This is a genomic window from Streptomyces sp. NPDC045678 (assembly GCF_056432085.1).
Genome location: NZ_JBWKJS010000013.1, coordinates 174,795 through 195,475, shown reverse-complemented (window position 1 = coordinate 195,475; position 20,681 = coordinate 174,795). Strand labels below are relative to the sequence as shown.

Here is a 20,681-nt window from a genome sequence, read left to right as displayed (position 1 = left end):
CGTACCCTCTCGACTCCGCCACCGATAGGGGCCTTTTCGGGCAAGCCACGACGAACGCCGCCCCGCGCGGGAAGAGCGCGGGGCGGCGGTGCCGGCAGGGGGTGCGTGTCGGAACGTCAGTCGCTCGTGCCCGGGCAGCTCTCCGCGCCGACGTGCACGGCGACCGCGCTCTTCGGGGCGACGGTCACGGCCAGCCGGCCGTCGCCGTCGACGGTCACGGGCTTCCCGGACTGGACGTCGCAGTACTCGCCCGCGGGCAGCGACGTCCGCAGGTTCTCCTTCACCTCGCCGTCCCCCGCGTTGATGGCGACGAACGCCTTGTCGCCGCGGCCGAAGGCGATGGCGCTGCCGCCGTTGTCCCACCAGTCGGTGACCGCCGCGTCGCCCGCGATGTTGCGGAAGGCGACCATGCTCGCGATCTGCGGCTGCGCGTGCTGACACACCCACGCGTCACCGGCGCAGTCCGCCTTGCCGTCGGCGGGCGGACCGTCGTCCTTGCCGGCGAAGGCGTATCCGGAGTGGACGTCCGGCGAGCCGTACGGGAAGGCCAGCGCGAAGACGTGGGCCAGGGTGTAGGGCGCGCCCTGCTTGTAGGTGAGGACGTTGCCCTGGCGCTCGGTGTCGTGGTTGGCGACGAAGACACCCGCGTTCTCCGAGGGCTGCTTGCCGTCGGCGATGTTCTTCAGACCGGCGAGGCTGCCGCTTTCGAAGGCGCCCTTCAGGGCGTAGGCGTAGTTGAACTCCTGTACGTCCCCGGTGCCGATGTACTCGCCGGGCTGGACCTCCTCGCCGGGCCCGGGCAGCGTCTCCTGCTTCCAGTACACGTCCGGGTCGGTCAGCTGTGACTTGATCGCCTTCAGGTCGTCCTCGGGCATGTGCTTGGCGGCGTCGATGCGGAAGCCGTCGACGCCGAGTGCGAGGAGGTCGTTCATGTATCCGGCGACGGTCTTGCGGACGTGCTCCTCTCCGGTGTCCAGGTCGGCGAGGCCGCCGAGTTCGCAGTTCTGGCTCTCCTCGCGCTTGGTGTAGTCCTGGATCTCCTTCTTGCAGTTGTCCATGTCGGCGTCCCCGTAGGTGCCGGGGTAGTCGTACTTGGTGAAGCGGGTGCCGCCGGAGCCGGCGCCGGTGCCCTGCACGTTGGTCATGTGGTTGATGACCGTGTCGGCGACGACCTTGACTCCCGCGCTGTGGCAGGTGTCCACCATGCTCTTGAACGACGCGCGGTCGCCGAGCCGGGAGGCGATCTTGTAGCTGACCGGCTGGTAGGCGGTCCACCACGAAGGGCCGTCCAGGCGCTCCTGCGGGGGTGAGGTCTGGACGTATCCGTAACCGGCCGGGCCGAGCGTGTCCGTGCACGCCTTGGCCACGGAGTCGAAGCTCCACTCGAACATCACCGCCGTGACGTCCTTGCCCGCGGCCGCGGTGCGGCTCTTCCCGGCGGGCGCCGCCTCGCTCGGCTGCTGGGCGATGGAGAGACTGCCCGCCGCGCCGGCGGCCAGCGCGGCGCCCATGACGGCGATCCTTCGGGGTTTCGATATACGGGCGTGCATCGAAAGCCTCCTGTGTGGGGGGATGGGTGTGGGAGGTGCGTGTGGGAGGTGCGTGTGGGGGGGTGGCGGCCTGTGACGGCTTTCTGAAAACTCATGCCGCCTTGCAGCAACTTGTTGCAACCGGACCATAGGAGGCCTCAGTTGAAGGGTCAACCCCTCGCGCACCACACTCCCCGGGCACGACTCCGGCCCCAAGGACCGCACGCCTCGCCTCGTCGGCCAGTACCCGCCGGTCAGCGCCCCGCAAGGGGGCGTGCGCGGTGACCCGTACGCTCAGGCCGCGGGCGCCCGCCACCCTGCGCAGCGAGGTGGTGAAGTCCTCCTCGCCGAGGAAGGCGGCGGCCGTGCTCGGCCCACCGCCCTGGCGGTACTCGACCGTCACCGGACGGACGGCCGCACCCGCGTCGACCGCGGCCTGGAAAGCGGCCCGCCGGAACCGGCCGCCCCACGCCGAGCACCAGGTCGTCGCCTGGGGAAAGACGAGCACCGACGTGCCGCCGCGCAGGGTGTCGGCCAACTCCGCGACGACACAGGGGAGTCCGCGCGGGCTGCCGTCCCGGTCGATGAACCGGGTGCCCGCGCGCCGGGCCAGCGCGCCGACCACGGGCCACCGGCCGACCTCACGCTTGGCGAGGACACTCACCGGTTCGAGGGCGAGCAGGGCGACGACGTCGAGCCAGGAGATGTGGTTGGCGACGACCAGAGTGCCCACACCGTCTGCCCGCACACTGAACGGCGCGCCCTCGGCGCCCTCGACGCCCACCCCGAGCGCGCCGAGCACCGCGCGCGCCTCGGCCTGGAGGATCGCGGGGTCGGCGAGCCGGTCACCGCGGGCCACGGCCCGGGTCAGGGTGTACGTCAACGTGGCGTAGCGGCGCGCGAGTTCACCGAGAGGCACCCGCGGGTCCGGGTCGGCGGCGCAGGAGGCGGGACAGCCGGGGTCGACCGTCCACGCGCTCATCGCGCGTCCTCTCCGAGGAAGTAGCGGCGGTGGCGTGCGCTGAGCCGCTCCGTGTCGAGGAGGACGAAGAAGTCCGCGACGTCGAACTCGGGGTCGTGGGCGGGGGCTCCGCACACCCACGCGCCGAGTCGGAGGTAGCCGCGCAGCAGGGGCGGCAGGTCGGCGTAGGCCGGGCGTTCCGGCGACGGGCCGCCGGGGGTCCACGGGCGCCGGGGGTGCACCCGCAGCTCGGGCGGCGCCGCGTGCTTGGCCGTGCCGAGCAGCCAGGCGGCGGTCGCCGCGCGCCCGCCGTCCGCCAGCGGCACGGAGGCGCAGCCCGCCAGGTACCGGTGGCCGGAGAGCAGGACGTAGCGGGCGAGTGCGGACCACATCAGGTTGATCACGGCGCCGGAGCGGTGGTCGGGGTGGACGCAGGAACGGCCGGCCTCGACGGTGGAGGGCCGCAGCGCGTTGAGGGCGACGAGTTCGAACTCGCCGTCGGAGTACGAGTGCGCGGCCCGGCCGGGCGGGATGATTCGGTACGTTCCGACGACGTCGCCGGTCGTGGTGTCGGTGACGATCAGGTGGTCGGCGAGGTCGTCGAAGGTGTCGATGTCGTGGCCGGGCAGGGGCGTGTCGAGGACGGCGCCGAGCTCTTCGGCGAAGACACGGTGGCGCAGCCGCTGGGCTGCCCTGATCTGTTCGGTGGTGTCCGCGATGGAGGTGACGTACGAGCTGGTGGCGGTCGCGACGAGCGGCGTCGAGGGCATGACGGTTCCGTTTCTCGGTTCGATGGGGACGACGACGGAGACGGGGAGTCGACGGTCGGCGCCGCCGCAGCTCCGCGCCGGCGCCCCATCAGCACGGTGACGGCGCCGCCTGAACTGCGCGCTGATGGCGTGCGTCGGCCCGTCGTCGGGCTCGCGTCCGAATCGGACCGTGTGCGAAAGCCCGGGTGACAGCGACCGGACGTGCCGACGCCGTCGTGCGTCCGCTCAGAAAGCCGTGGCGGATCCGGCCCCGCCCGCCCCCATGACCTGCGTGCCGTCGAGGCGGCGTGTGCGGTAGCTGTCCGCGTCGAGGGTGACGACCTCCGCGTGGTGGGCCAGCCGGTCCACCGTCGCGGACGCCGTCGCGCTGTCGCCGAACACCTCGTCCCAGCGGCCCAGCGGCCGGTTGCCGGTGACGATGAGCGAGCCCCGCTCGTAGCGGTGCGAGACGAGCTGGAAGAGGAGGTGGGCGACGTCGGCTTCGAAGGGCACGTAGCCGACCTCGTCCACGACGAGCACCGGGTACGCGTCGAGGCGGGCCAGTTCCTCGCGCAGCCGCCCCGCGGCCTTCGCCTCGGCGAGCCGGGTGCCCCATTCGTCGGCGGTCGCGAACAGCACCCGGTGGCCGGCCTGGCAGGCGCGTACGCCGAGGGCGACCGCCAGGTGCGTCTTGCCCGTGCCCGGCCCGCCGAGCAGCACCACGTTCGCCTTGCGGGTGACGAAGTCGACCTTGCCGAGACGGGTGATCACCTGCGGCTCGGGCGCCCGCAGATGTCCCTCGTCGAACATCTCCAGGACCTTCCTGGCCGGGAACCCCGCGTCCTCGATGCGCTCCTCGGCGCCGGTCGAGAGCGCGGCCGCCGCCCCGCCGTCCCGGTCTCCCCCGTCGGCTCCCCCGTCCCGCTGCGCGGGGATGACGGCGGCCCGCCCGGTGTCCTTCGCGGCACGCGCCCTGGCCTCGTGGGCCGCCATGGGCCCGGACATGTAGGCGAGGATCGCCGCGGAGGCGATGAACGCCATGTGGATGACCGTGCCCCACAGCAGGTCGTGCCGGGGGGTGTGGTGCACGTCGACGAACATCTGGAGCAGATGCACCGACGAGATCCCCACGATGGCGGTGGCGAGCTTGACCTTCAGGACGTTGGAATTGACGTGCGAGAGCCACTCGGGCTGATCCCGGTGGCCCTGCAGTCCGATCCGTGAGACGAACGTCTCGTACCCTCCGACGATCACCATGATCAGCAGATTGGCGATCATCACCACGTCGACGAGCTTGAGGACGGCGAGCATGACGTGCGTCTCGTCGGCGTGCCCGCTGATGACGTGATGGACGAGGTGCCACAGCTCGTTGAAGAACTTGTAGACGTAGACGCCCTGCGCGGCCACCAGGCCGAAGTACAGGGGCGCTTGGAGCCACCGGGTCGCGAAGAGGGCACACCCCAGCGTGGTCATCTTCGACGGGGACGAGGTGGAGCGGTACACAAGACCTCCAACGGCCGTGAGGCTGGTCATTCTTGTGGTCCGCCGCCGACAATCTGAATTCGAGCCACCCGTTGGGATGAATAGAAATCCAGTCGGACAGGAACGTCGCATGCCGCCTCCCCCTCCCCTGCCCCTCGCCGGGGTCACCGTCGTCAGCCTCGAACAGGCCGTCGCCGCGCCCTTCGCCACCCGGCAGCTCGCCGATCTCGGCGCCAGGGTCATCAAGGTCGAGCGGCCCGGGGGCGGCGACTTCGCGCGGCGGTACGACACCACCGTGCGGGGGCAGGCCAGTTACTTCGTCTGGCTCAACCGGTCCAAGGAGTCGATCACCCTCGACCTCAAGTCGGAGCGGGGCCGGACGGTTCTGGAGAAGCTCGTCGCGGGCGCCGACGTGTTCGTCCAGAACCTCGCCCCGGGCGCCGCCGTACGGCTCGGGTTCGGCGCCGAGGAGTTGCGGGAGCGCCACCCGTCCCTGATCACGTGCACCGTCAGCGGCTACGGCACGGACGGGCCCTGGGCGGACCGCAAGGCGTACGACCTGCTCCTGCAGTGCCAGACCGGGCTGCTCCAGCTCACCGGCACGCCGGACGAGGCGGCGCGGGCGGGGATCTCCGTCGCGGACATCGCCGGGGGGATGTACGCGTACAGCGGCATCCTGTCGGCGCTGTACACGCGGGCGACGACGGGACGCGCCCCGGCCGTCGAGGTGTCCCTCTTCGACGCGCTCGCCGAGTGGATGGGCCAGCCCGCCTACTACACGCGGTACGGCGGCACCCAGCCGCCCCGCGTCGGCGCCCGGCACGCGACGGTCGCGCCGTACGGCCCGTTCACGGCCTCCGACGGCAAGGACGTCCTCCTGTCGGTGCAGAACGAGCGCGAATGGGCCGCTCTGTGCCGTGAGTTCATCGGCCGTCCTGGGCTGGCCGACGATCCGCGCTTCGCCACCGGCTCCGACCGCGTGGCGCACCGGGACGCGCTCGACGCGATCATCTCCGCACGGTTCGCGGAGCTCGGCAGCGAGGCGGCCATGGAGCTCCTCGACCGTACGGGCATCGCCAACGCCGGGGTCAACTCGGTCCACGAGTTCCTGGCCCATCCGGTGCTCACCGAGCGCGGACGCTGGCAGGACATCCGCGTGCCGGGCACGTCCGAGCCCGTACAGGCCCTGCTGCCCCCGGCCATCCTCTCCGGAGTCGCCCCGCGCATGGACCCGGTGCCGGAGGCGGGCGAGCACACCGAGGCGATCCTCGCCGAGCTGGGTTACGGCGACCTCGAGCCGTGACGGTCAGCCGTCGACGGTGACGCCGAGCCCTTCCAGTACGACCGCGCACGGCCTCCGCGACGGGCGACACCAGCAGCGCCAGGGCTTGGGGGGCGGGGCTGACGACGTCGAAGTCACCGAGGGGAGCACGCATGGCCGCACGCTGACACCCGCGTGTGCGGTCAGTAGGAGCCCGCGTGTGCCGGCGGCACCGACACCGACATCGTCATCTCGACGGGCTCGGCGCCCTTGTTGTGGTAGCCGTGCGGCACGTTGGCCTCGAAGGTGGCGCCCGTCCCGGCGGGGACGGTGTGCTCGGTGCCGTCCACGACGAGCGTCAGTGCGCCGCGCGTGACGTGCAGCAGCTCGATCGTGCCCGGCGGGTGCGCGTCGGAGTCGCTGCCCTCACCGGGCATCAGGCGCCAGGACCAGAGCTCGAAGGGCCCGCGCGCCTCGGCCCCCACGACGAGCGTCGTGCTGCTGCCGGTCTCCGTGGACCACATGCGGACCGCCTGCTCCGGCGGCACGAGCCGGACGTGGGAGCCCTGTTCGTAGTCGAGGAGTGTGGTGATGCTGACGCCCAGCGCGTCCGCGAGCTTCACGGTGATGCCCACGCTGGGGTTGGTCCTGGCCTGCTCGATCTGAATGATCATGCCGCGGCTCACGCCCGCACGGGCGGCGAGCGCGTCGAGCGTGAAGCCCCGCTCGTTGCGCCAGCGCTTGAGGTTGCGGGCGAGCGACTGGGTGAGCTGGTCGAGGTCCGACACATTCCGTCCAATATTTTGGATGACAGGGTTCACGATACTGAACTACGGTGTGGTGCAGCCGAAGATCCCGGATGGTTCAACACACTGTACTGCGAGGCGCCCTGATGACCGCCCTGTTCGCCCTTGCCACCAGCCTGCTGTGGGGCCTCGCCGACTTCGGCGGCGGACTGCTGACGCGCCGCATCCCCGCCCTCACCGTGGTGGTCGTCTCGCAGACCATCGCGGTGGCGGTGCTCGGAGCCGTCGTGATCGGGACCGGCGGGTGGACCGAGTGGGGGCCGCAGCTGTGGTTCGCGGTGGCCGCGGGCCTCGTGGGACCTGTCGCGATGCTCGCCTTCTACAAGGCCCTCGCCCTCGGCCCGATGGGCGTCGTCTCGCCGCTCGGCTCGCTCGGCGTCGCCGTGCCGGTCGGCGTCGGGCTCGTGCTGGGCGAGCGGCCGGGCCTCCCCCAGTTCGCGGGCATCGCCGTCGCGGTCGCGGGCATCGTGCTCGCGGGCGGGCCCGAGCTGCGGGGCGCCCCTGTGCAGCGGCGGGCCGTGCTGCTCACCCTCCTCGCCGCGTTCGGGTTCGGCGGGGTGATGGCCCTGATCGCCGAGGCGTCGAACAGCCTGACCGGCCTGTTCCTCGCGCTCTTCGTGCAGCGCGTGACGAACGTGGCGGCGGGCGGCGCCGCGCTGTACGTCTCCGTGCGGCGGGGCGGCAGGGCGCTTCCCGAGGCACCCGGCACGGAAGAAGCCCAGGGTTTCGGGGCGGAGCGGTCCGGCACGGACATCGTGCGGTCGGCGCTCCCCGCCCTCGCCTTCGTCGGCCTCGCGGACGTCGCCGCCAACGGCACGTACTCGGTGGCCGCGCAGAACGGCCCGGTCACCGTCGCCGCGGTCCTCTCCTCGGTCTATCCGGTGGTGACGGCGCTGGCGGCGCGGGCGGTCCTGAAGGAACGTCTGCGCGGGGTGCAGGCGGCCGGCGCGGGACTGGCCCTGGTGGGCACGGTCCTGCTGGCGACCTGAGGACGCGGTCCCGCCGACGACCCGGGGACACGGCCGGCGCGCCGCTTCAGACCTCGTCGAGCTTCCCCATCTCCCCCAACTCACCCAGCGCGACCAGCTGTTCCGGCGTGATCCCGTCCGGGATCGGCACCGGCGCGGGCGTCCGCAGCGGCGGCTGCCAGCCCTGCTCGGCGTCCCAGGTGCGGACGACCCTCGCGGGCGCCCCGGCCACCACGGCATGGTCGGGCACCTCGCCCCGGACCACCGCCCCCGCCGCGACCACCACGTTCCGCCCGATCCGTGCCCCCGGCAGAATCACCGCACCGGTCCCCACCCAGCACCCGGGCCCGATCTCCACCGGGTCCATCCGCGGCCACTGCTTGCCGATGGGCGTGTGCGGGTCGTCGTAGGAGTGGTTGGTGGAGGTCACGTACACGTAGGGGCCGAAGTAGCAGTCGTCGCCGATGGAGACCGTCGTGTCGGCGATGACGTGGCTGCCCCGGCCGAGCACGACGCCGTTGCCGATGCGGAGGATCGGGTCGGGACCGAGGTCGAGGTCGGGCATCATGCCCGCGGTGAGCGTGACGTGCTGGCCCACGATGCAGTGGTCGCCGATCCGGATCCACGGCTCACCGAAGACCGTGCCCTGCGGGAAGGCGAGCTTCGTGCCCTCGCCGAGGGCGCCGAACCGCAGCCGCCCCGGGTGCGCGGCGGTCACCGCGCCCGTGCGCTGCACCCAGTCCCAGCCCGCGTGGACGGCGCGCTGCGCGATCCTGCGGGGCGCGGCGGCAAGGGATGAGAACGTGTTCCTGTTCTTCGGCACGGGCTCACGTTACTCAGTGCCTCCACCCCCCGCAGGCCCCCGGCCTGTGATCTTCACCCCACGCGGCCGTGCCCGCTCCCCCGTCCCGTACCGTGCCGTCAGGCGCGACGCCACTCAGACGTCCACACGGACGTACGGAACAAGGGAGCGGACCGATGGGCCACGAGGCACTCATCACCGGCATCGGCGGCAAGGACCCGAAGATCGATCAGGACGCGTTCACCGCGCCGACGTCCGTCGTGATCGGTGAGGTGACCCTGCGGGCAGGGGCGAGCGCCTGGTACGGCGCCGTCCTCCGCGCCGACTGCGGACCCATCGTCGTGGGCGCCGACAGCAACATCCAGGACAACTGCAGCCTCCACGTCGACCCGGGCTTCCCCATCACGATCGGCGAGCGCGTCTCGGTCGGCCACAACGCCGTCCTGCACGGCTGCACCGTCGAGGACGACGCGCTGATCGGCATGGGCGCCACCGTCCTGAACGGCGCGGTCATCGGCAGCGGTTCGCTGGTCGCCGCCCAGGCCCTGGTGCCGCAGGGCATGCGGGTGCCCCCGGGCTCACTCGTCGCGGGCGTGCCCGCCAAGGTGCGCAGGCCGCTCACCGACGAGGAGCGCGAGGGCATCTCGCTCAACGGCACGTTGTACGTGGAACTGGCCAAGGCCCACCGCGACGCGCACGCGGCGGGCTGACCGGAAGGGAACGTTCAGTCGGCGGGGACGGGCTGCGGCTCGGCCGCCGGGGTCCCGGCCGCCGCTTCCGCCTCGGCCTCCGCCGCCGCCTTCTTCGCCCGGCGCTTGACGAACAGCATCGAGCCGACGCCGATGAGCACGGCGATGCCGAGTCCCACGTACGAGAACCGCTTGAGCCAGTCCTCGGCGACCACGCCGATGTAGTAGATGACGGCGGTGGTGCCGCCCGCCCAGACGATGCCGCCGAGGACGTTGGCGATCAGGAACTTCCAGTACGGCATGCGCAGGACACCCGCGAGCGGGCCCGCGAAGATGCGCAGGAGGGCGATGAAGCGGCCGAAGAAGACGGCCCACATGCCCCACTTCTGGAAGGAGCGCTCGGCGGTCGCCACGTTCGCGGCACCGAAGTGCTTGGGGAACTTGCGTTCCAGCCAGGCGAGGAGCGGCCGTCCGCCCTTGCGTCCGATGGCGTACCCGATGGAGTCCCCGATGATGGCGCCCGCGGTGGCGCACGCGCCGAGGATCACCGGGTTGATGTCACCGTGCTGGGAGGAGAGGAGCGCCGCCGAGACGAGGACGATCTCGCCGGGCAGCGGGATGCCCAGACTTTCGAGGCCGATGACAAGCCCCACCAGCGCGTAGATGCTGACGGCTGGTACCTGCTCCAGCCACTCCTGGACGTGCAACGCCGGTTCCTCCCGTGTCGGTGTGTGTGCCCGGCGTGCGCGCCTGCTCGGCCGCGCACGCACGCCGGGCAGCCTACCCGGACCGTGTCACCCGGCCGGAACGGCGTCCCAGAGGGCGCACCGGTGAGCGTCGTGCACCGCGGTGCTGATGCCGGTGCCGCCCTCGGACGCGGTGCGCAGGGAGAGGAGCCGCCCGGGGCGGGTGCGCTGGTCGGGGGCGGCGGGACCGCCGTCGGCGCGCGGCACGCCGGTGCGGATGAACGACCCCCAGTACTGCACCATCTGCCGGGCGAGCGCCCGCTGTTCCTTGTCGAGGGGCGAGTCGAGACCGAAGTGTTTGAAGAGGTACTGGACTTCGTTGACGTGGGTCGCGCCGAAGTCGAAGTCGGTGTCCAGCTCGCGCAGGGACGCGAAGGGCGGTGAGGTGCGGTCGGCGAACTCGTAGGCGTAGACGGGTCCGCGGTGCGCCAGGGCCTTGTTCATGCGCAGCGCCGTGCAGGCGAACACCCGGTCCCCGGTCGCCGCGCCGAACGCGTGCGTGGGCGAGGCGTGCTCCGCGAGCGGGTAGGCCGTCAGGACGCGGCCGCCCAGGTCGGGGCCGTACGCCTCGGTGACGGCTCCGGGGTACTGCTCGTCGGTGAGCGGGGCGCCCGCGCCGTCGAACCGGGCGAAGGCGAAGAGGTTGCCTTCGTCGCTGTTGGCGCCGTTGAGCACGGGCACGCGGGCGGCGCCCCCGTTCTCGTACGCCTCCTTCGGCTGTACGGGCAGGAAGGCGCCGCCGGCGACCGGTCCCCAGTCGAACCCGGCCTGCGCGGCGAGGACGTCCTTCGCGGGCTTCCTCCGCAGGCAGGCGAGGGCGGTCGCCGGGTCGGGACAGCCCGCCTTCTTCGCGAAGGCCGCGCCGTCGCGGACCGCGGGACCGCGCTCGCGGGCCGCGCAGTCGCCGTACGCTCCGCTCTCCACGATGCCCGCGCGGTACAGGCCGCGGGCGGTGGGCGAGGCGAGCAGGGTGCACACGGAACGGCCACCGGCGGACTCGCCCGCGATGGTGACGCGGTCCGTGTCGCCCCCGAACCGGCCGATGTTGGCGCGCACCCAGCGCAGGGCGGCCTGCTGGTCGAGCAGTCCGTAGTTGCCGGACACGCCGTCGGACGCCTCGCCGTCGAGACCCGCGGCGGCGAGGAACCCCAGCGCTCCGAGGCGGTAGTTGACGGTGACGACGACGGTGCCGGTCCGGCGGGCGAAGGTGTCGGGCACGATGTCCTCGCCCGCACCCGCGGTGAGCCCACCGCCGTGCAGCCACACCAGCACGGGGCGCGGCCGTTCCGTATGGCCTCGCGGCGCGTACACGTTCAGGTCGAGACAGTCCTCGGTGTGGCTGGGGTTCTCGTACCCCGGATCCCAACTGGCGTTCTGCACGCAGCGGTTGCCGAAGGCGTCCGCCCGGCGCACGCCGTCCCAGGGCTTCGCGGGCCGCGGCTCCTTCCAGCGCAGGCTGCCGACGGGCTGCCGCGCATAGGGGATGCCGAGGAACTGCCGCCCCTCGTCGGTGGAGTCGCCCCGCACCCAGCCGGCGTCGGTGCGCACCAGCGTGCCGTCCGGGGCGGGCGGTCGGTCCGCGGCCTGCGCCGGAAGCGGGGCGAGTGAGGCCGCGGCGGTGGCCGCCAGGACGGCGACGACCGACGCGGCGCGACGTATCTTCCGTCTCATGCTGGACTTCCGTCCCGTGCTGGCTTTCCCTTTCATGAACCGGCTCCCTTGACGACGGTGTGCGCGGTGAGGATCAACTTGGCTGCTGATGTACCCACTTGGATGGTGCGCCGACCGGTCCCGAGGACCCAGTCGTGCCGTCCGGCGTCCCACGCCGAGAGGGTCCTGCGGTCGACGTGAACGGTGACGCGCCGCCGCTGCCCGGCGCGCAGCGCGACCCGCTCGTAACCGCCGAGCACCCGCCGGGCCTGGTCCATCGCCAGGTCGGGCGAAGGGCCGACGTACACCTGGGCGACGGTGCTGCCGTCCCGCCTCCCCGTGTTGCGCACGGTGAAGGTCACGTCCAGGCCCCGGCCGACCGTGCGGACCGAGAGGTCCCGGTAGTCGAAGGTGGTGTACGAGAGTCCGTGCCCGAAGGGGAAGAGCGGCCGCACCCCTTCGGCGTCGTACCAGCGGTAGCCGACGAAGACGCCCTCCGAGTACTCCTCGACGCCGCCCGCTCCGGGATAGCGCAACGGATCGCCCGTCATCGGGTGGTGGTCGTCGTCCACCGGGAAGGACTGGGTGAGCCGGCCGCCGGGGTCGCAGTCGCCGAACAGGACGGCGGCGGTGGCGGCCGCGCCCTCCTGACCGGGGTAGTACATCTGCAGCACGGCGGCGGTCCGCTCCAGCCACGGCATCGAGGTGGCCGACGACGTGTTGAGGACCACGGTGGTACGGGGGTTGGCGGCGGTCACCGCCCTGATGAGGTCCTCCTGGTGGCCGGGGAGCGCGACGGTCGTGCGGTCCTGGCCCTCGGTCGCGTCCTCGTACGCGAAGAGGACGACGCTGTGCGCGCCGCGCGCCGCCCGGACCGCCGCCGCGACGTCCGCCGTGCGGGTGGCGCCGGTGACCCGGCACAGCCGGAACGTCTGGCCCCGGTCGCCGCCCTTGGCCCTGATCCGCAGCCGGTGTCCGGCGGGGGTGAGGGGCAGGGTCGCGCGCCGCACGTTCAGCCCGTCCGGCGCGGTGGAGACGAGGCCGCCGGAGAAGAACTCGCCGACGCCCGGCTGCTTCGGATAGAGCTCGACGCCGTCCAGCTCCACCTCGGGCCGCTCGCCCGAGTAGTGGATGACGAGCGTCCACTCGTCCGACTCGGCCGGGGTCAGCGTCCCGTCGTACGTCCACTCCTTGCCCGCGGCGACCCGCTGGCCCTCGGCGTCGAGGCCGGGGCTGAGCTCGCGCCGCGGGATCGCCCTGCCGTACAGGTCCTCGCCCAGCGCGTACGTGACGTCGGCGCCGCGTCCGGCCCGTGCCCTGATGGCACGGAGGGGGCTGTCCGCCCGGTCGGGGATCACGTGGGCGCTGCCGCCGCCGCTGACGAACGGGTAGCGGCCGGTGGGCCCGATCACGGCGATGTCGCGGGCGGCCCGGCCCCTCAGCGGCAACGCCCCGTGGGCGTTACGGAGCAGAGTGGCGCCCGCCTTGGCGACGTCGAGGGCGACCGCCGCCCCGGCCTTCGGGTTGCGCGCCGGGCGGGGTGGCGCGCTCTTGTCGAGCAGGCCGAACCGCTCCATGACCCCGAGGACGCGGCGGACGGAACGGTCGACCTGAGGCTCGGGAACGGTGCCGTTCCGGACGGCCTTCTTCAGGGCGGCGCCGAAGTAGACCCCGTCGGGCATCTCCATGTCGAGCCCCGCGGCGAGGGCGGCGGCGGTGCTGTGCTGGGCGGTCCAGTCGGTCATCACCCACCCCTCGAAGCCCCAGCGCTCGCGCAGGATATCGCTGAGCAGCGCCCTGTTCTCGCAGGCGAACGTGCCGTTGACCTTGTTGTACGCGCCCATGACGGCGCCGGTGCGCGCGGCGACGGCCGCCTCGAACCCGCGCAGCTCCGTCTCGTGCAGGGTCCGCTCGTCGGCCCGCACGTCGATGGACATGCGGTCCTTCTCCTGGTTGTTCAGGGCGAAGTGCTTGACGGTGGCGATGAGCCCCTCACTCTGGATGCCCCTGATCTCCGCGGACACCATGTCGGCGGTGAGCAGCGGGTCCTCGCCGAAGGTCTCGAAGTTGCGTCCCGCGTACGGGGTGCGGATCAGGTTGACCATCGGGGACAGCAGTACGTCCTGCTTCAGGGCGCGTCCTTCGCGTCCGATGACCTGGCCGTAGCGCCGGGCGAGGGCCGGGTCGAAGGCGGCGGCCAGCATGACGGGGGCGGGCAGGGCGGTGGCGCGGGCCGCGACGCGGACGCCCGCGGGCCCGTCGGCGAGGCGCAGCGGCGGGATGCCGAGTCGCGGCACACCGGGAACGTAACCCGCCTGGCCGAGGGAGTCGGGGTCGGTGGCGCCGTGCAGCAGGGAGATCTTCTCGTCGAGGGTGAGCCTGCCGATCAGGGACTCGACGCGGGGACCCGCGCCGGGGCCCTGTCTTTCCCGGGCGGCCGCGTGCGAGGGCACCGCCACTCCTGCGGTGGCCGCGGCGGCCACGGCGATCGCACCGCCGGCCAGCCCGAGGGCCGACCGCCGGGACACGGAACGGGACATGAGCCGTCACTTCCTTCTGTGCCTGGTGCGCGAACACGACTGTGTGAAACGAAGCGTGTACACGTGCCAATGGCGGGTCGTCGTTCGCCCCTTGAACGCACTATGCGACAGGGAGACTTGACGCGCCGTTAGACACCACGGGGGGCGGCGGGAAAACTATGACCGGGGATGACTCGTGTCAATGAGTTGAACAGGACGCGGCGAGAGACCTTCTTCCCCTCCCTGTCGCCCAACCGGCCGATGAGGGCGTCTTCTTGCCGGGTTTTTGGTATGCCTGAGGTCAGCCACGGCACGTGGGGGCGGGGGATCATGGGCGTGGACATCAGCCGGGTCGTCGGGGTCGAGTCCGAGAAGGGTGAGCCGCGCGGCACGGGGTATCTGCTCGGCGGCGGTCTGGTTCTTGCCGCCGCGCACACGGTGGGCGACGAGCCGGTGCATGCGGTCCGCTTGCTCGGCACGAACGACCGGCACCGCTGCCACGTGCTCTGGCGCGGGACCGGCCCCGTCGACACCGCTCTCCTCGCGTTCCAGGACCCCGGGGCGGAGCCTCCGTCGGCGTCGGCACCGACGCGGTGGGGCACGCTGTCGGGGAGCCGGCCCGTGAAGTGCACGGTGACCGGCCTCACCGTCTCCGACGCCGCGGGCAGACACTTTTCGGGCGTGATCGATCCCGGGGCCGACGCACCGGAGACCGACTGGGGCATCTGGCTCGACTCCTCACGCGGCCCTGACGCCTCGAACGACGTGTCAGGCCTGTTGGGGCTGTCCGGGGCGCCGGTCTTCGCCGGGGATGTACTGATCGGCACGGCCTCGCATATCAGCTCCGCGGACGGCCTGCTGATCGCGGTCCGGGTGAGCCGACTGGCCGGTTCCGAGGATTTCGTGCGTCTGGTCTCGGAGCGCACCGGAGTGCCTTTCGTCATCGAGTCCGCGGAGCTGGCGGATGTCGTGGACCCGCCCCGGCCGCGGCGCCGGATCGGCTCTCCGTCGGCGCTCCTGGCCGCGGACGTCGCGGCCGTACCGTTCCACGGTCGCGAGGCCGAGCTCGCAGAGCTGGAACAGTGGTCACTGGACGAGCAGCACGCCGTCGGCGCCCAGGACGTCGGCGTGTTCATCTGGGTCGCCCCCGGCGGCTACGGGAAGACGCGCCTCGCACTGGAATTCGCCTCCCGGATGGCCGCGCGCGGCTGGGCCACGGGGTCGCTGCGTGTCGGGGTGGACGCGGACGGACTGCGGGCCCTCGCCCACCTCAGGGTGCCCGCGCTGATCGTCATCGACTACGGGGAGACCCGGCTGCAGCAGATCGACGCCGTGATCGGGCAGGCGGTACGCGACGCCGGCACCTACCCGGTACGGGTCCTGATCCTCGCCCGGTCACTGGGCGAGTGGTGGACAGCGCTTCGGAAGCGCTCCGGTCCGAACGACGTCAGGCGCGTGTACGAGAGCGCCGCCGTCTCCTCGCTCCCGGAGTTGGACGACTCCCGGACAGCGCGGGAAGCCTCCTACCGAGCGGCGATGCGGTCGTACGCGGAGCTGCTGCGGCAGATCCCGGGGTACGCGCACGAGGACTGGGACGCCGTCGCCGATCCCGCGATCCTGCCCGACGACATCGAGGGGGGCGGATCCGGTTCCGTACTCCATCTGCACGCGGCGGCCCTCACCGCGCTCCTGGACGCGTACCCGGACACGGCCGAATCCGCCCGGGACGTAAGCGCTCTCCTGGCCGCGCGCCCGACGGAGCACGGATCGCTGCCCGTGGAGTCGCCGGGCCCGGCACCCGGCGCCGAATCCTCGGACACCGAGGGGTCCCTGCACATCCGGGGTTTCGGCGACCGTGCCGCCGAAGCCGACCTGCTGGGCAGAGCCGCCGTCGTCGCGGCCGTCACCGACCTGCTGGTGATGCCCGAGGATCCGCGGGATCCCTCCGTGGCGGGCAGTGATACGAGCGGGCCGACCGTCGTCGCGCTGGAAGGCCCGTGGGGCTCGGGCAAGACGACCATGATGCGGCTCATCGAGCAGGAGCTGGGCCGTCGGCAGAAGCAGCCGCCGCCCACCGAGACCTCCCGCGCCTGGTGGAAGCGGCGCCCTCCGGCGTACCTGTCCGCCTGGGCCGCGCGCCAGGGGCTCTCGACCCGCTCCGGCGCGGAACCGCCTGGCTCCGATTGTGACCGGGAGGCCGAGCAGCTCTCGGGCTCGTCTCAGAACTCCACGCCCGCGCCCCCGAAGCCTTCCGTGCCCCCCGTGATCGCCCACTTCAACCCCTGGGCCCACCAGTCGAGCGAACAGATCTGGGCGGGCCTCACCCGGTCGATCGTCGAGGCCGCGCAACCCTGCCTGGGCGTCGACGACAGGTCCCGCGAGGAGTACTGGCTGCTCCGCAACGGCCTGCGGCTCGACCGGCGTCACCTGAAGCGGACGCTGTGGCGGCACCTGGCCTCCCCGCTGCTGCGCGTCGCCGTCTTCGCGCTCCTGGCCCCTCTGCTGGCCCAACTGGTCAAGGCTGACCAGGTCTATGTGGTGTGGGGGAAGGAGCTCACCGCCCCGACACTCGCCCTGCTGCTCCCGGGGACACTGCTCCTGATAGGCGTACTGCACACGCTGGGCCGCCTGGTCATGGGCCGCGCCCGGGCGTTCCTGCCCGGCGAGCTCTTCGACGGACCGGTACTCAGCGGCCCACTGGCCCCCGGCACCGGCGGCGTCGACACCGCGCTGCGGGACCCGTACTACAACGCACGGTCCGGCTACCTCTACCTCGTACAGCACGACATCCGCGAGCTGTTGGCGAGCCTGCGGGACCGTGGCCATGAACTCATCATGTTCATCGACGACCTCGACCGGTGCTCGCCCCGCGCGACCGCCGACGTGTTCGAGGCCATCAATCTCTTCCTGTCAGGGGCCATCCACGGCTCCCGGCCGGCCGAGAAGGCCCACGATCATCCCCGGTGCCGGTTCGTGATCGGACTCGACCCGGCCGTTGTCGCGGCCCACCTCGACCGCGCCTACCAGGACCTCACACCCGCCAAGTCCACGCCGGGCAACGGGGACCCCACCTGGGGCTGGACGTTCCTGCGCAAGCTCATCCAGCTGCCGATTCCCCTGCCGCCCATCACGGACACCGGGATCACCACGGTCCTGACCGGGCTGCTGGGCGCCGTCGTCGCTCGGGAGCCGTCGGCGGCCACTCCCGAGGGCGGCGCCACCCCCGTGCGTCCCGCGCCCACCACGGCGGTCACTGCGGAGACGGCCAGGGCCACAGGGGAAGCCGGGACGCCACGCATCCGGTACGACCCGGTGGCCGAGGCCCGGGCCCGCGCGCTGGAGACGAACCCGGAGATCCGTACGCTCATCGAGCAACGCCTGAACGACCACCCGGACGTCTCGATCCGGGAGGCCAAGCGGCTCCTGACGATCTGGCAGTTCTATCTGCGGGTGAGCGGCCACAAGGCCCGGGGAACCGATCAGCTCTCCGTGGAACAGGCCCTTCATCTGGTCGTCCTCGCCGAGATCGCGGCGCGCTGGCCCGCGATGCAGGCGCAGCTGCGCCGCCCGGTCGAGGGAAGGCCGGGCCTGTACTGGCTGGCCCGGAGCGTGCACGACGACGAGCAGTGGGCCGCGTCACGTGCCCGGGCCGGGCTCCGGGCCAAGCACCACACCACGGCGTGCGACGCGCTGCGCGCGCTGCTGCGGGATCACGGCGGGGAGCAGGTGGCAGCGGTGGCCGAGAGTCTGTGACCCGGCGCGCCGCCGACCCGCCCCGGCCGGATCGCGTCTCTCCCCGGGGGTCAGCTGGGGTTGTTGGGACGCAGCGTCCACACCACCGTCATCTCGCCGGTGACGGCGCCGTCCTCGCGCCGGATCTCGATCGTGACCGGGAACTCGGGGCGCTCGCCCGCGTCGAGTTCGGCGATCACGTCGGTGGCCGGACGGCCGAGGGTGGCCGTCGCCGTCACAGGGCCCATGGCCAGCTTCTTGTACGCGATCTCGGCGCTGACGGCGAGCGGGACCGCCCGCGAAAGCTCCGCGCCGAACGCGGCGAGGACGATGGCCCCGCTCGCGGACTCGCCCAGCGTGAACATGGCGCCGGCGTGCGGTCCGCCGACGTGGTTGTGGTAGTCGCTCTGGTCGGGCAGGGCCACCACGGCCCTGTCCGGCGAGGTCTCCCGGAACTCGAGGTTCAGGGTCCGGGCCATCGGAACCGTGGCGGCGAGCATCTCGCCGATCGACATCTGGTCTGCGCTCATGACCGCGATGTTACCCACGGGTAGCACGCCTTGGCCAGGTCCCGGTCGCACAGGGATCACCGTCACCTATGGTTGACGCCCATGTGGCACGGAGAGCAGCCGCCCGGGGGCGAGCAGAACCAGCAGGGCCAGAACCCGCAGAGTCAGAACCCGTACCGGCAGCCGGGGTACCAGCAGCCCAACCCCTACGGGCAGCAAGCCCCGTGGAACGCCCCGACGATGCCCGCCGGTCCGCGGGGAGCGGCGCCCGAGCCCCCGGGAGGCGGCAAGGGCAGCGGCGGCCGCGCGAAGCTGATCGCCCTGGTCGCGGCCGGTGCCTTCGTCGTCGCCGCGGGCGTCACGGGCGCCCTGCTCCTCGGCGGCGACAAGGACGACGCCGCGAAGCCCGGCCCGGCGAGGTCCAGCGCCTCTCCGGACGCCACCGCCACCGCCACTGCCACCGGTGCCGCCAATCCGCGCACCGGGGACGGCATGCCCGAGCCGGCCGTTCCCGGCTGGAAAGTCGTCGTCAACCCCAAGCTCGGCATCGCGTTCGACGTGCCGGCCGAATGGTCCCTGGAATCGCGGGACTGGGCCGGCGGCGTCGTGGAGGACAAGGACGCCGAGGACGACGCGGCGCCGTTCCTCGCCGCCTACGCCGCCCCCGCCTACTTCAAGGAGAAGTGGTGCGTGAGCGACGACGACAAGGACGGCATCAAGGACGACACGGCGCTGGCGGCCGCGGGCACGCGCGGCGGACGCGGCGTGAAGAGCACCGAGGAGGCCGCGCGGCACGACGCGGTCAACTGGGTCTACGGCGTCTACACGCAGCCGGACAGGAAGAAGGTCACGATGGGGCCGACGGAGATGTACACCACCGAGTCCGGCCTCAAGGGCACCCTGGTGACCGCGAGTTCGGCGGGCGCCGAGAAGCGGGGCACGTGCGGCTCGGACGGCAAGGCCATGGTGTTCGCCTTCAAGAAAGCGGACGGCGGGTTCGCCTCATGGTCCTTCCACGGCGCGAAGGGCGTCAAGGACGAACTGCCGGACGACACGGTCCGCAAGATCGTCGCGACGGTGCGTCTGTACGAGCCCGGCCAGGGCTGACCCCGGAGAGACCCGCGCACACCCGGGGCCATTGTGATCTTGTATGACCGGGCCCCGTATCGTGTCCGGCCATGTGGCCAGGACAGCAGCCGCCCGGGGGCGAGCAGAACCCGCAGGACCAGAGTCAGAACCCGTACCAGCAGCCGGGGTACCAGCAGCCGAATCCCTATCAGCAGCCGGGATATCAGGCTCCGAACCCCTACCAGCAGCCCCCGCAGGCTCAACAGCCCGCCGCGGGGCAGCCGGGTCGGTGGAGTACCCCGACGGCCCCTACGGGGGTGCCCCGGGCAACCGGCGGGAGCAGTGGCGGTGGCGACCGCGGAGGGCGCAACAAGGTCAAGATCATCTCGATCGTGACGGCGGCCGCCGTCGTCGTGGCCGCGGGCGTCACCGGGTACCTGGTGCTGAGCGGCGGCGACGGCAAGGACACCAAGGCCGACTCCCCCGCGCCCGCCTCCCGGCAGCCGAGCCCCACGACGGGCGACGGCTCCGACAGCGGGCGCGGCGCCGACGACAGCCTGAAGCCGACCATCAAGGGCTGGCACGTCGTGGTGAACCCGAAGTGGGGCACCGCCTTCGACGTGCCGCCGGAGTGGGAGGTGCAGAACCCGGGATCGGCGATCGCCTTCGAGGACAACGAGACCGGCAAGCCGCTGATGACCATGTCGGCGCCCGCGTACCTCAAGTCCAAGTGGTGCGTCACCGACGACAACAAGGACGGCAGGACCGAGGACCACGAGCTCGCCGCCGTGGGCACGAAGGGCGCGAACGGCGCGAAGAACACCGACGAGGTCGCAGTCAACCAGGTCGGCTGGTGGGTCTTCGCCGCCTACACCCAGCCGGACAAGAAGAGTTTCACCTCCGACGAGAAGGCGGAGCCGTACACCACCAAGTCAGGGATCAAGGGCAGCATCGCCCGCGCCCGGTCGACGAACACGCCGCAGAAGGGCAAGTGCGCGTCGGACGGCAAGGCGATCACCTTCGGCTTCAAGAACTCGGCCGGTGAGTACGTCGCCTGGAGCCTCTACGGCGCCAAGGGCGTGAAGGACGAGATCCCGGAGGAGACGGTGATGAAGATCCTCAGCACGGTACGCACCCACGGGGACCCGACGGAATCCTGAAGCATTCTCCCCTTACGCTCCGCTTCCTCCACGGTTTCCACAGGTTCTCC

Annotated in this window: 15 protein-coding genes and 1 pseudogene; 6 read left to right on the top strand and 10 right to left on the bottom strand. The window is 72.1% G+C overall.

Features of this window, described 5'->3' with window-relative positions:
* Nucleotides 1-128: 128 nt before the first annotated feature.
* The 4 genes and pseudogenes from AC07DO_RS36875 to istB all read right to left on the bottom strand — a co-directional run.
* A pseudogene (locus AC07DO_RS36875) lies at nt 129-1,550 on the bottom strand (alpha-amylase); the annotation flags it as partial.
* 91 nt (nt 1,551-1,641) lie between these two features.
* Nucleotides 1,642-2,511 (bottom strand): lysophospholipid acyltransferase family protein, encoded by an 870-nt coding sequence (locus tag AC07DO_RS36870; protein ID WP_479066337.1) that lies wholly within the window; start codon nt 2,509-2,511, stop codon nt 1,642-1,644.
* Nucleotides 2,508-3,260, bottom strand: coding sequence for a GNAT family N-acetyltransferase (locus AC07DO_RS36865; RefSeq protein ID WP_479066335.1), 753 nt, complete (start codon nt 3,258-3,260; stop codon nt 2,508-2,510). The genes AC07DO_RS36870 and AC07DO_RS36865 overlap by 4 nt, the downstream gene beginning before the upstream one ends.
* Nucleotides 3,261-3,485: 225 nt before the next feature.
* Entirely contained in the window at nt 3,486-4,712 is a 1,227-nt protein-coding gene (gene istB / locus AC07DO_RS36860) for an IS21-like element helper ATPase IstB (protein ID WP_479066429.1), read from the bottom strand.
* 139 nt (nt 4,713-4,851) lie between these two features.
* Here istB and AC07DO_RS36855 point away from each other — a divergent pair, with 139 nt between their 5' ends.
* Entirely contained in the window at nt 4,852-6,024 is a 1,173-nt protein-coding gene (locus AC07DO_RS36855; RefSeq protein ID WP_479066333.1) for a CaiB/BaiF CoA transferase family protein, read from the top strand.
* A gap of 161 nt (nt 6,025-6,185) precedes the next feature.
* Here AC07DO_RS36855 and AC07DO_RS36850 read toward each other — a convergent pair whose 3' ends face one another.
* Nucleotides 6,186-6,770, bottom strand: coding sequence for a helix-turn-helix domain-containing protein (locus AC07DO_RS36850; protein WP_479066331.1), 585 nt, complete (start codon nt 6,768-6,770; stop codon nt 6,186-6,188).
* A 104-nt stretch (nt 6,771-6,874) separates the two neighbouring features.
* Here AC07DO_RS36850 and AC07DO_RS36845 point away from each other — a divergent pair, with 104 nt between their 5' ends.
* On the top strand, nt 6,875-7,777 hold the full coding sequence (locus AC07DO_RS36845) for an EamA family transporter (protein ID WP_479066329.1): 903 nt from the start codon (nt 6,875-6,877) through the stop codon (nt 7,775-7,777).
* Nucleotides 7,778-7,823: 46 nt separating this feature from the next.
* Here AC07DO_RS36845 and AC07DO_RS36840 read toward each other — a convergent pair whose 3' ends face one another.
* On the bottom strand, nt 7,824-8,579 hold the full coding sequence (locus AC07DO_RS36840; protein WP_479066328.1) for an acyltransferase: 756 nt from the start codon (nt 8,577-8,579) through the stop codon (nt 7,824-7,826).
* A 155-nt stretch (nt 8,580-8,734) separates the two neighbouring features.
* Here AC07DO_RS36840 and AC07DO_RS36835 point away from each other — a divergent pair, with 155 nt between their 5' ends.
* Nucleotides 8,735-9,268 (top strand): gamma carbonic anhydrase family protein, encoded by a 534-nt coding sequence (locus AC07DO_RS36835; RefSeq protein ID WP_479066326.1) that lies wholly within the window; start codon nt 8,735-8,737, stop codon nt 9,266-9,268.
* 14 nt (nt 9,269-9,282) lie between these two features.
* Here the strand turns inward: AC07DO_RS36835 and AC07DO_RS36830 are convergent, their stop codons facing one another.
* From AC07DO_RS36830 to AC07DO_RS36820, 3 genes are all read right to left on the bottom strand, one after another.
* Nucleotides 9,283-9,954: a DedA family protein gene (locus tag AC07DO_RS36830; protein WP_479066324.1), complete on the bottom strand. Its 672-nt coding sequence runs from the start codon at nt 9,952-9,954 to the stop codon at nt 9,283-9,285.
* 87 nt (nt 9,955-10,041) lie between these two features.
* Nucleotides 10,042-11,664: a carboxylesterase/lipase family protein gene (locus AC07DO_RS36825; RefSeq protein ID WP_479066322.1), complete on the bottom strand. Its 1,623-nt coding sequence runs from the start codon at nt 11,662-11,664 to the stop codon at nt 10,042-10,044.
* Between the two features lie 32 nt (nt 11,665-11,696).
* Entirely contained in the window at nt 11,697-14,183 is a 2,487-nt protein-coding gene (locus AC07DO_RS36820) for a beta-glucosidase (RefSeq protein WP_479066320.1), read from the bottom strand.
* Between the two features lie 270 nt (nt 14,184-14,453).
* On the opposite strand from AC07DO_RS36820, the gene AC07DO_RS36815 reads away from it, so the two are divergent.
* Complete coding sequence (locus tag AC07DO_RS36815; protein WP_479066318.1) at nt 14,454-17,915, top strand: KAP family P-loop NTPase fold protein; 3,462 nt, start codon at nt 14,454-14,456, stop codon at nt 17,913-17,915.
* A 50-nt stretch (nt 17,916-17,965) separates the two neighbouring features.
* On the opposite strand, the gene AC07DO_RS36810 is transcribed toward AC07DO_RS36815, so the two are convergent.
* On the bottom strand, nt 17,966-18,424 hold the full coding sequence (locus AC07DO_RS36810) for a DUF4442 domain-containing protein (RefSeq protein ID WP_190537754.1): 459 nt from the start codon (nt 18,422-18,424) through the stop codon (nt 17,966-17,968).
* An 81-nt stretch (nt 18,425-18,505) separates the two neighbouring features.
* Between AC07DO_RS36810 and AC07DO_RS36805 the strand changes: the two genes are divergently transcribed.
* Complete coding sequence (locus tag AC07DO_RS36805; protein WP_479066315.1) at nt 18,506-19,510, top strand: DUF8017 domain-containing protein; 1,005 nt, start codon at nt 18,506-18,508, stop codon at nt 19,508-19,510.
* 71 nt (nt 19,511-19,581) lie between these two features.
* Nucleotides 19,582-20,631, top strand: a complete 1,050-nt coding sequence (locus tag AC07DO_RS36800; protein WP_479066314.1) for a DUF8017 domain-containing protein — start codon at nt 19,582-19,584, stop codon at nt 20,629-20,631.
* Nucleotides 20,632-20,681 lie beyond the last annotated feature (50 nt).

Bases quoted from the DNA above. Each gene is read 5' to 3' on its own strand.
- AC07DO_RS36870 (WP_479066337.1), bottom strand. From the start codon at position 2,511: ATGAGCGCGTGGACGGTCGACCCCGGCTGTCCCGCCTCCTGCGCCGCC.
- AC07DO_RS36865 (WP_479066335.1), bottom strand. From the start codon at position 3,260: ATGCCCTCGACGCCGCTCGTCGCGACCGCCACCAGCTCGTACGTCACC.
- istB (WP_479066429.1), bottom strand. From the start codon at position 4,712: ATGACCACGCTGGGGTGTGCCCTCTTCGCGACCCGGTGGCTCCAAGCG.
- AC07DO_RS36855 (WP_479066333.1), top strand. From the start codon at position 4,852: ATGCCGCCTCCCCCTCCCCTGCCCCTCGCCGGGGTCACCGTCGTCAGC.
- AC07DO_RS36845 (WP_479066329.1), top strand. From the start codon at position 6,875: ATGACCGCCCTGTTCGCCCTTGCCACCAGCCTGCTGTGGGGCCTCGCC.
- AC07DO_RS36835 (WP_479066326.1), top strand. From the start codon at position 8,735: ATGGGCCACGAGGCACTCATCACCGGCATCGGCGGCAAGGACCCGAAG.
- AC07DO_RS36825 (WP_479066322.1), bottom strand. From the start codon at position 11,664: ATGAGACGGAAGATACGTCGCGCCGCGTCGGTCGTCGCCGTCCTGGCG.
- AC07DO_RS36820 (WP_479066320.1), bottom strand. From the start codon at position 14,183: ATGTCCCGTTCCGTGTCCCGGCGGTCGGCCCTCGGGCTGGCCGGCGGT.
- AC07DO_RS36815 (WP_479066318.1), top strand. From the start codon at position 14,454: ATGCCTGAGGTCAGCCACGGCACGTGGGGGCGGGGGATCATGGGCGTG.
- AC07DO_RS36810 (WP_190537754.1), bottom strand. From the start codon at position 18,424: ATGAGCGCAGACCAGATGTCGATCGGCGAGATGCTCGCCGCCACGGTT.
- AC07DO_RS36805 (WP_479066315.1), top strand. From the start codon at position 18,506: ATGTGGCACGGAGAGCAGCCGCCCGGGGGCGAGCAGAACCAGCAGGGC.
- AC07DO_RS36800 (WP_479066314.1), top strand. From the start codon at position 19,582: ATGTGGCCAGGACAGCAGCCGCCCGGGGGCGAGCAGAACCCGCAGGAC.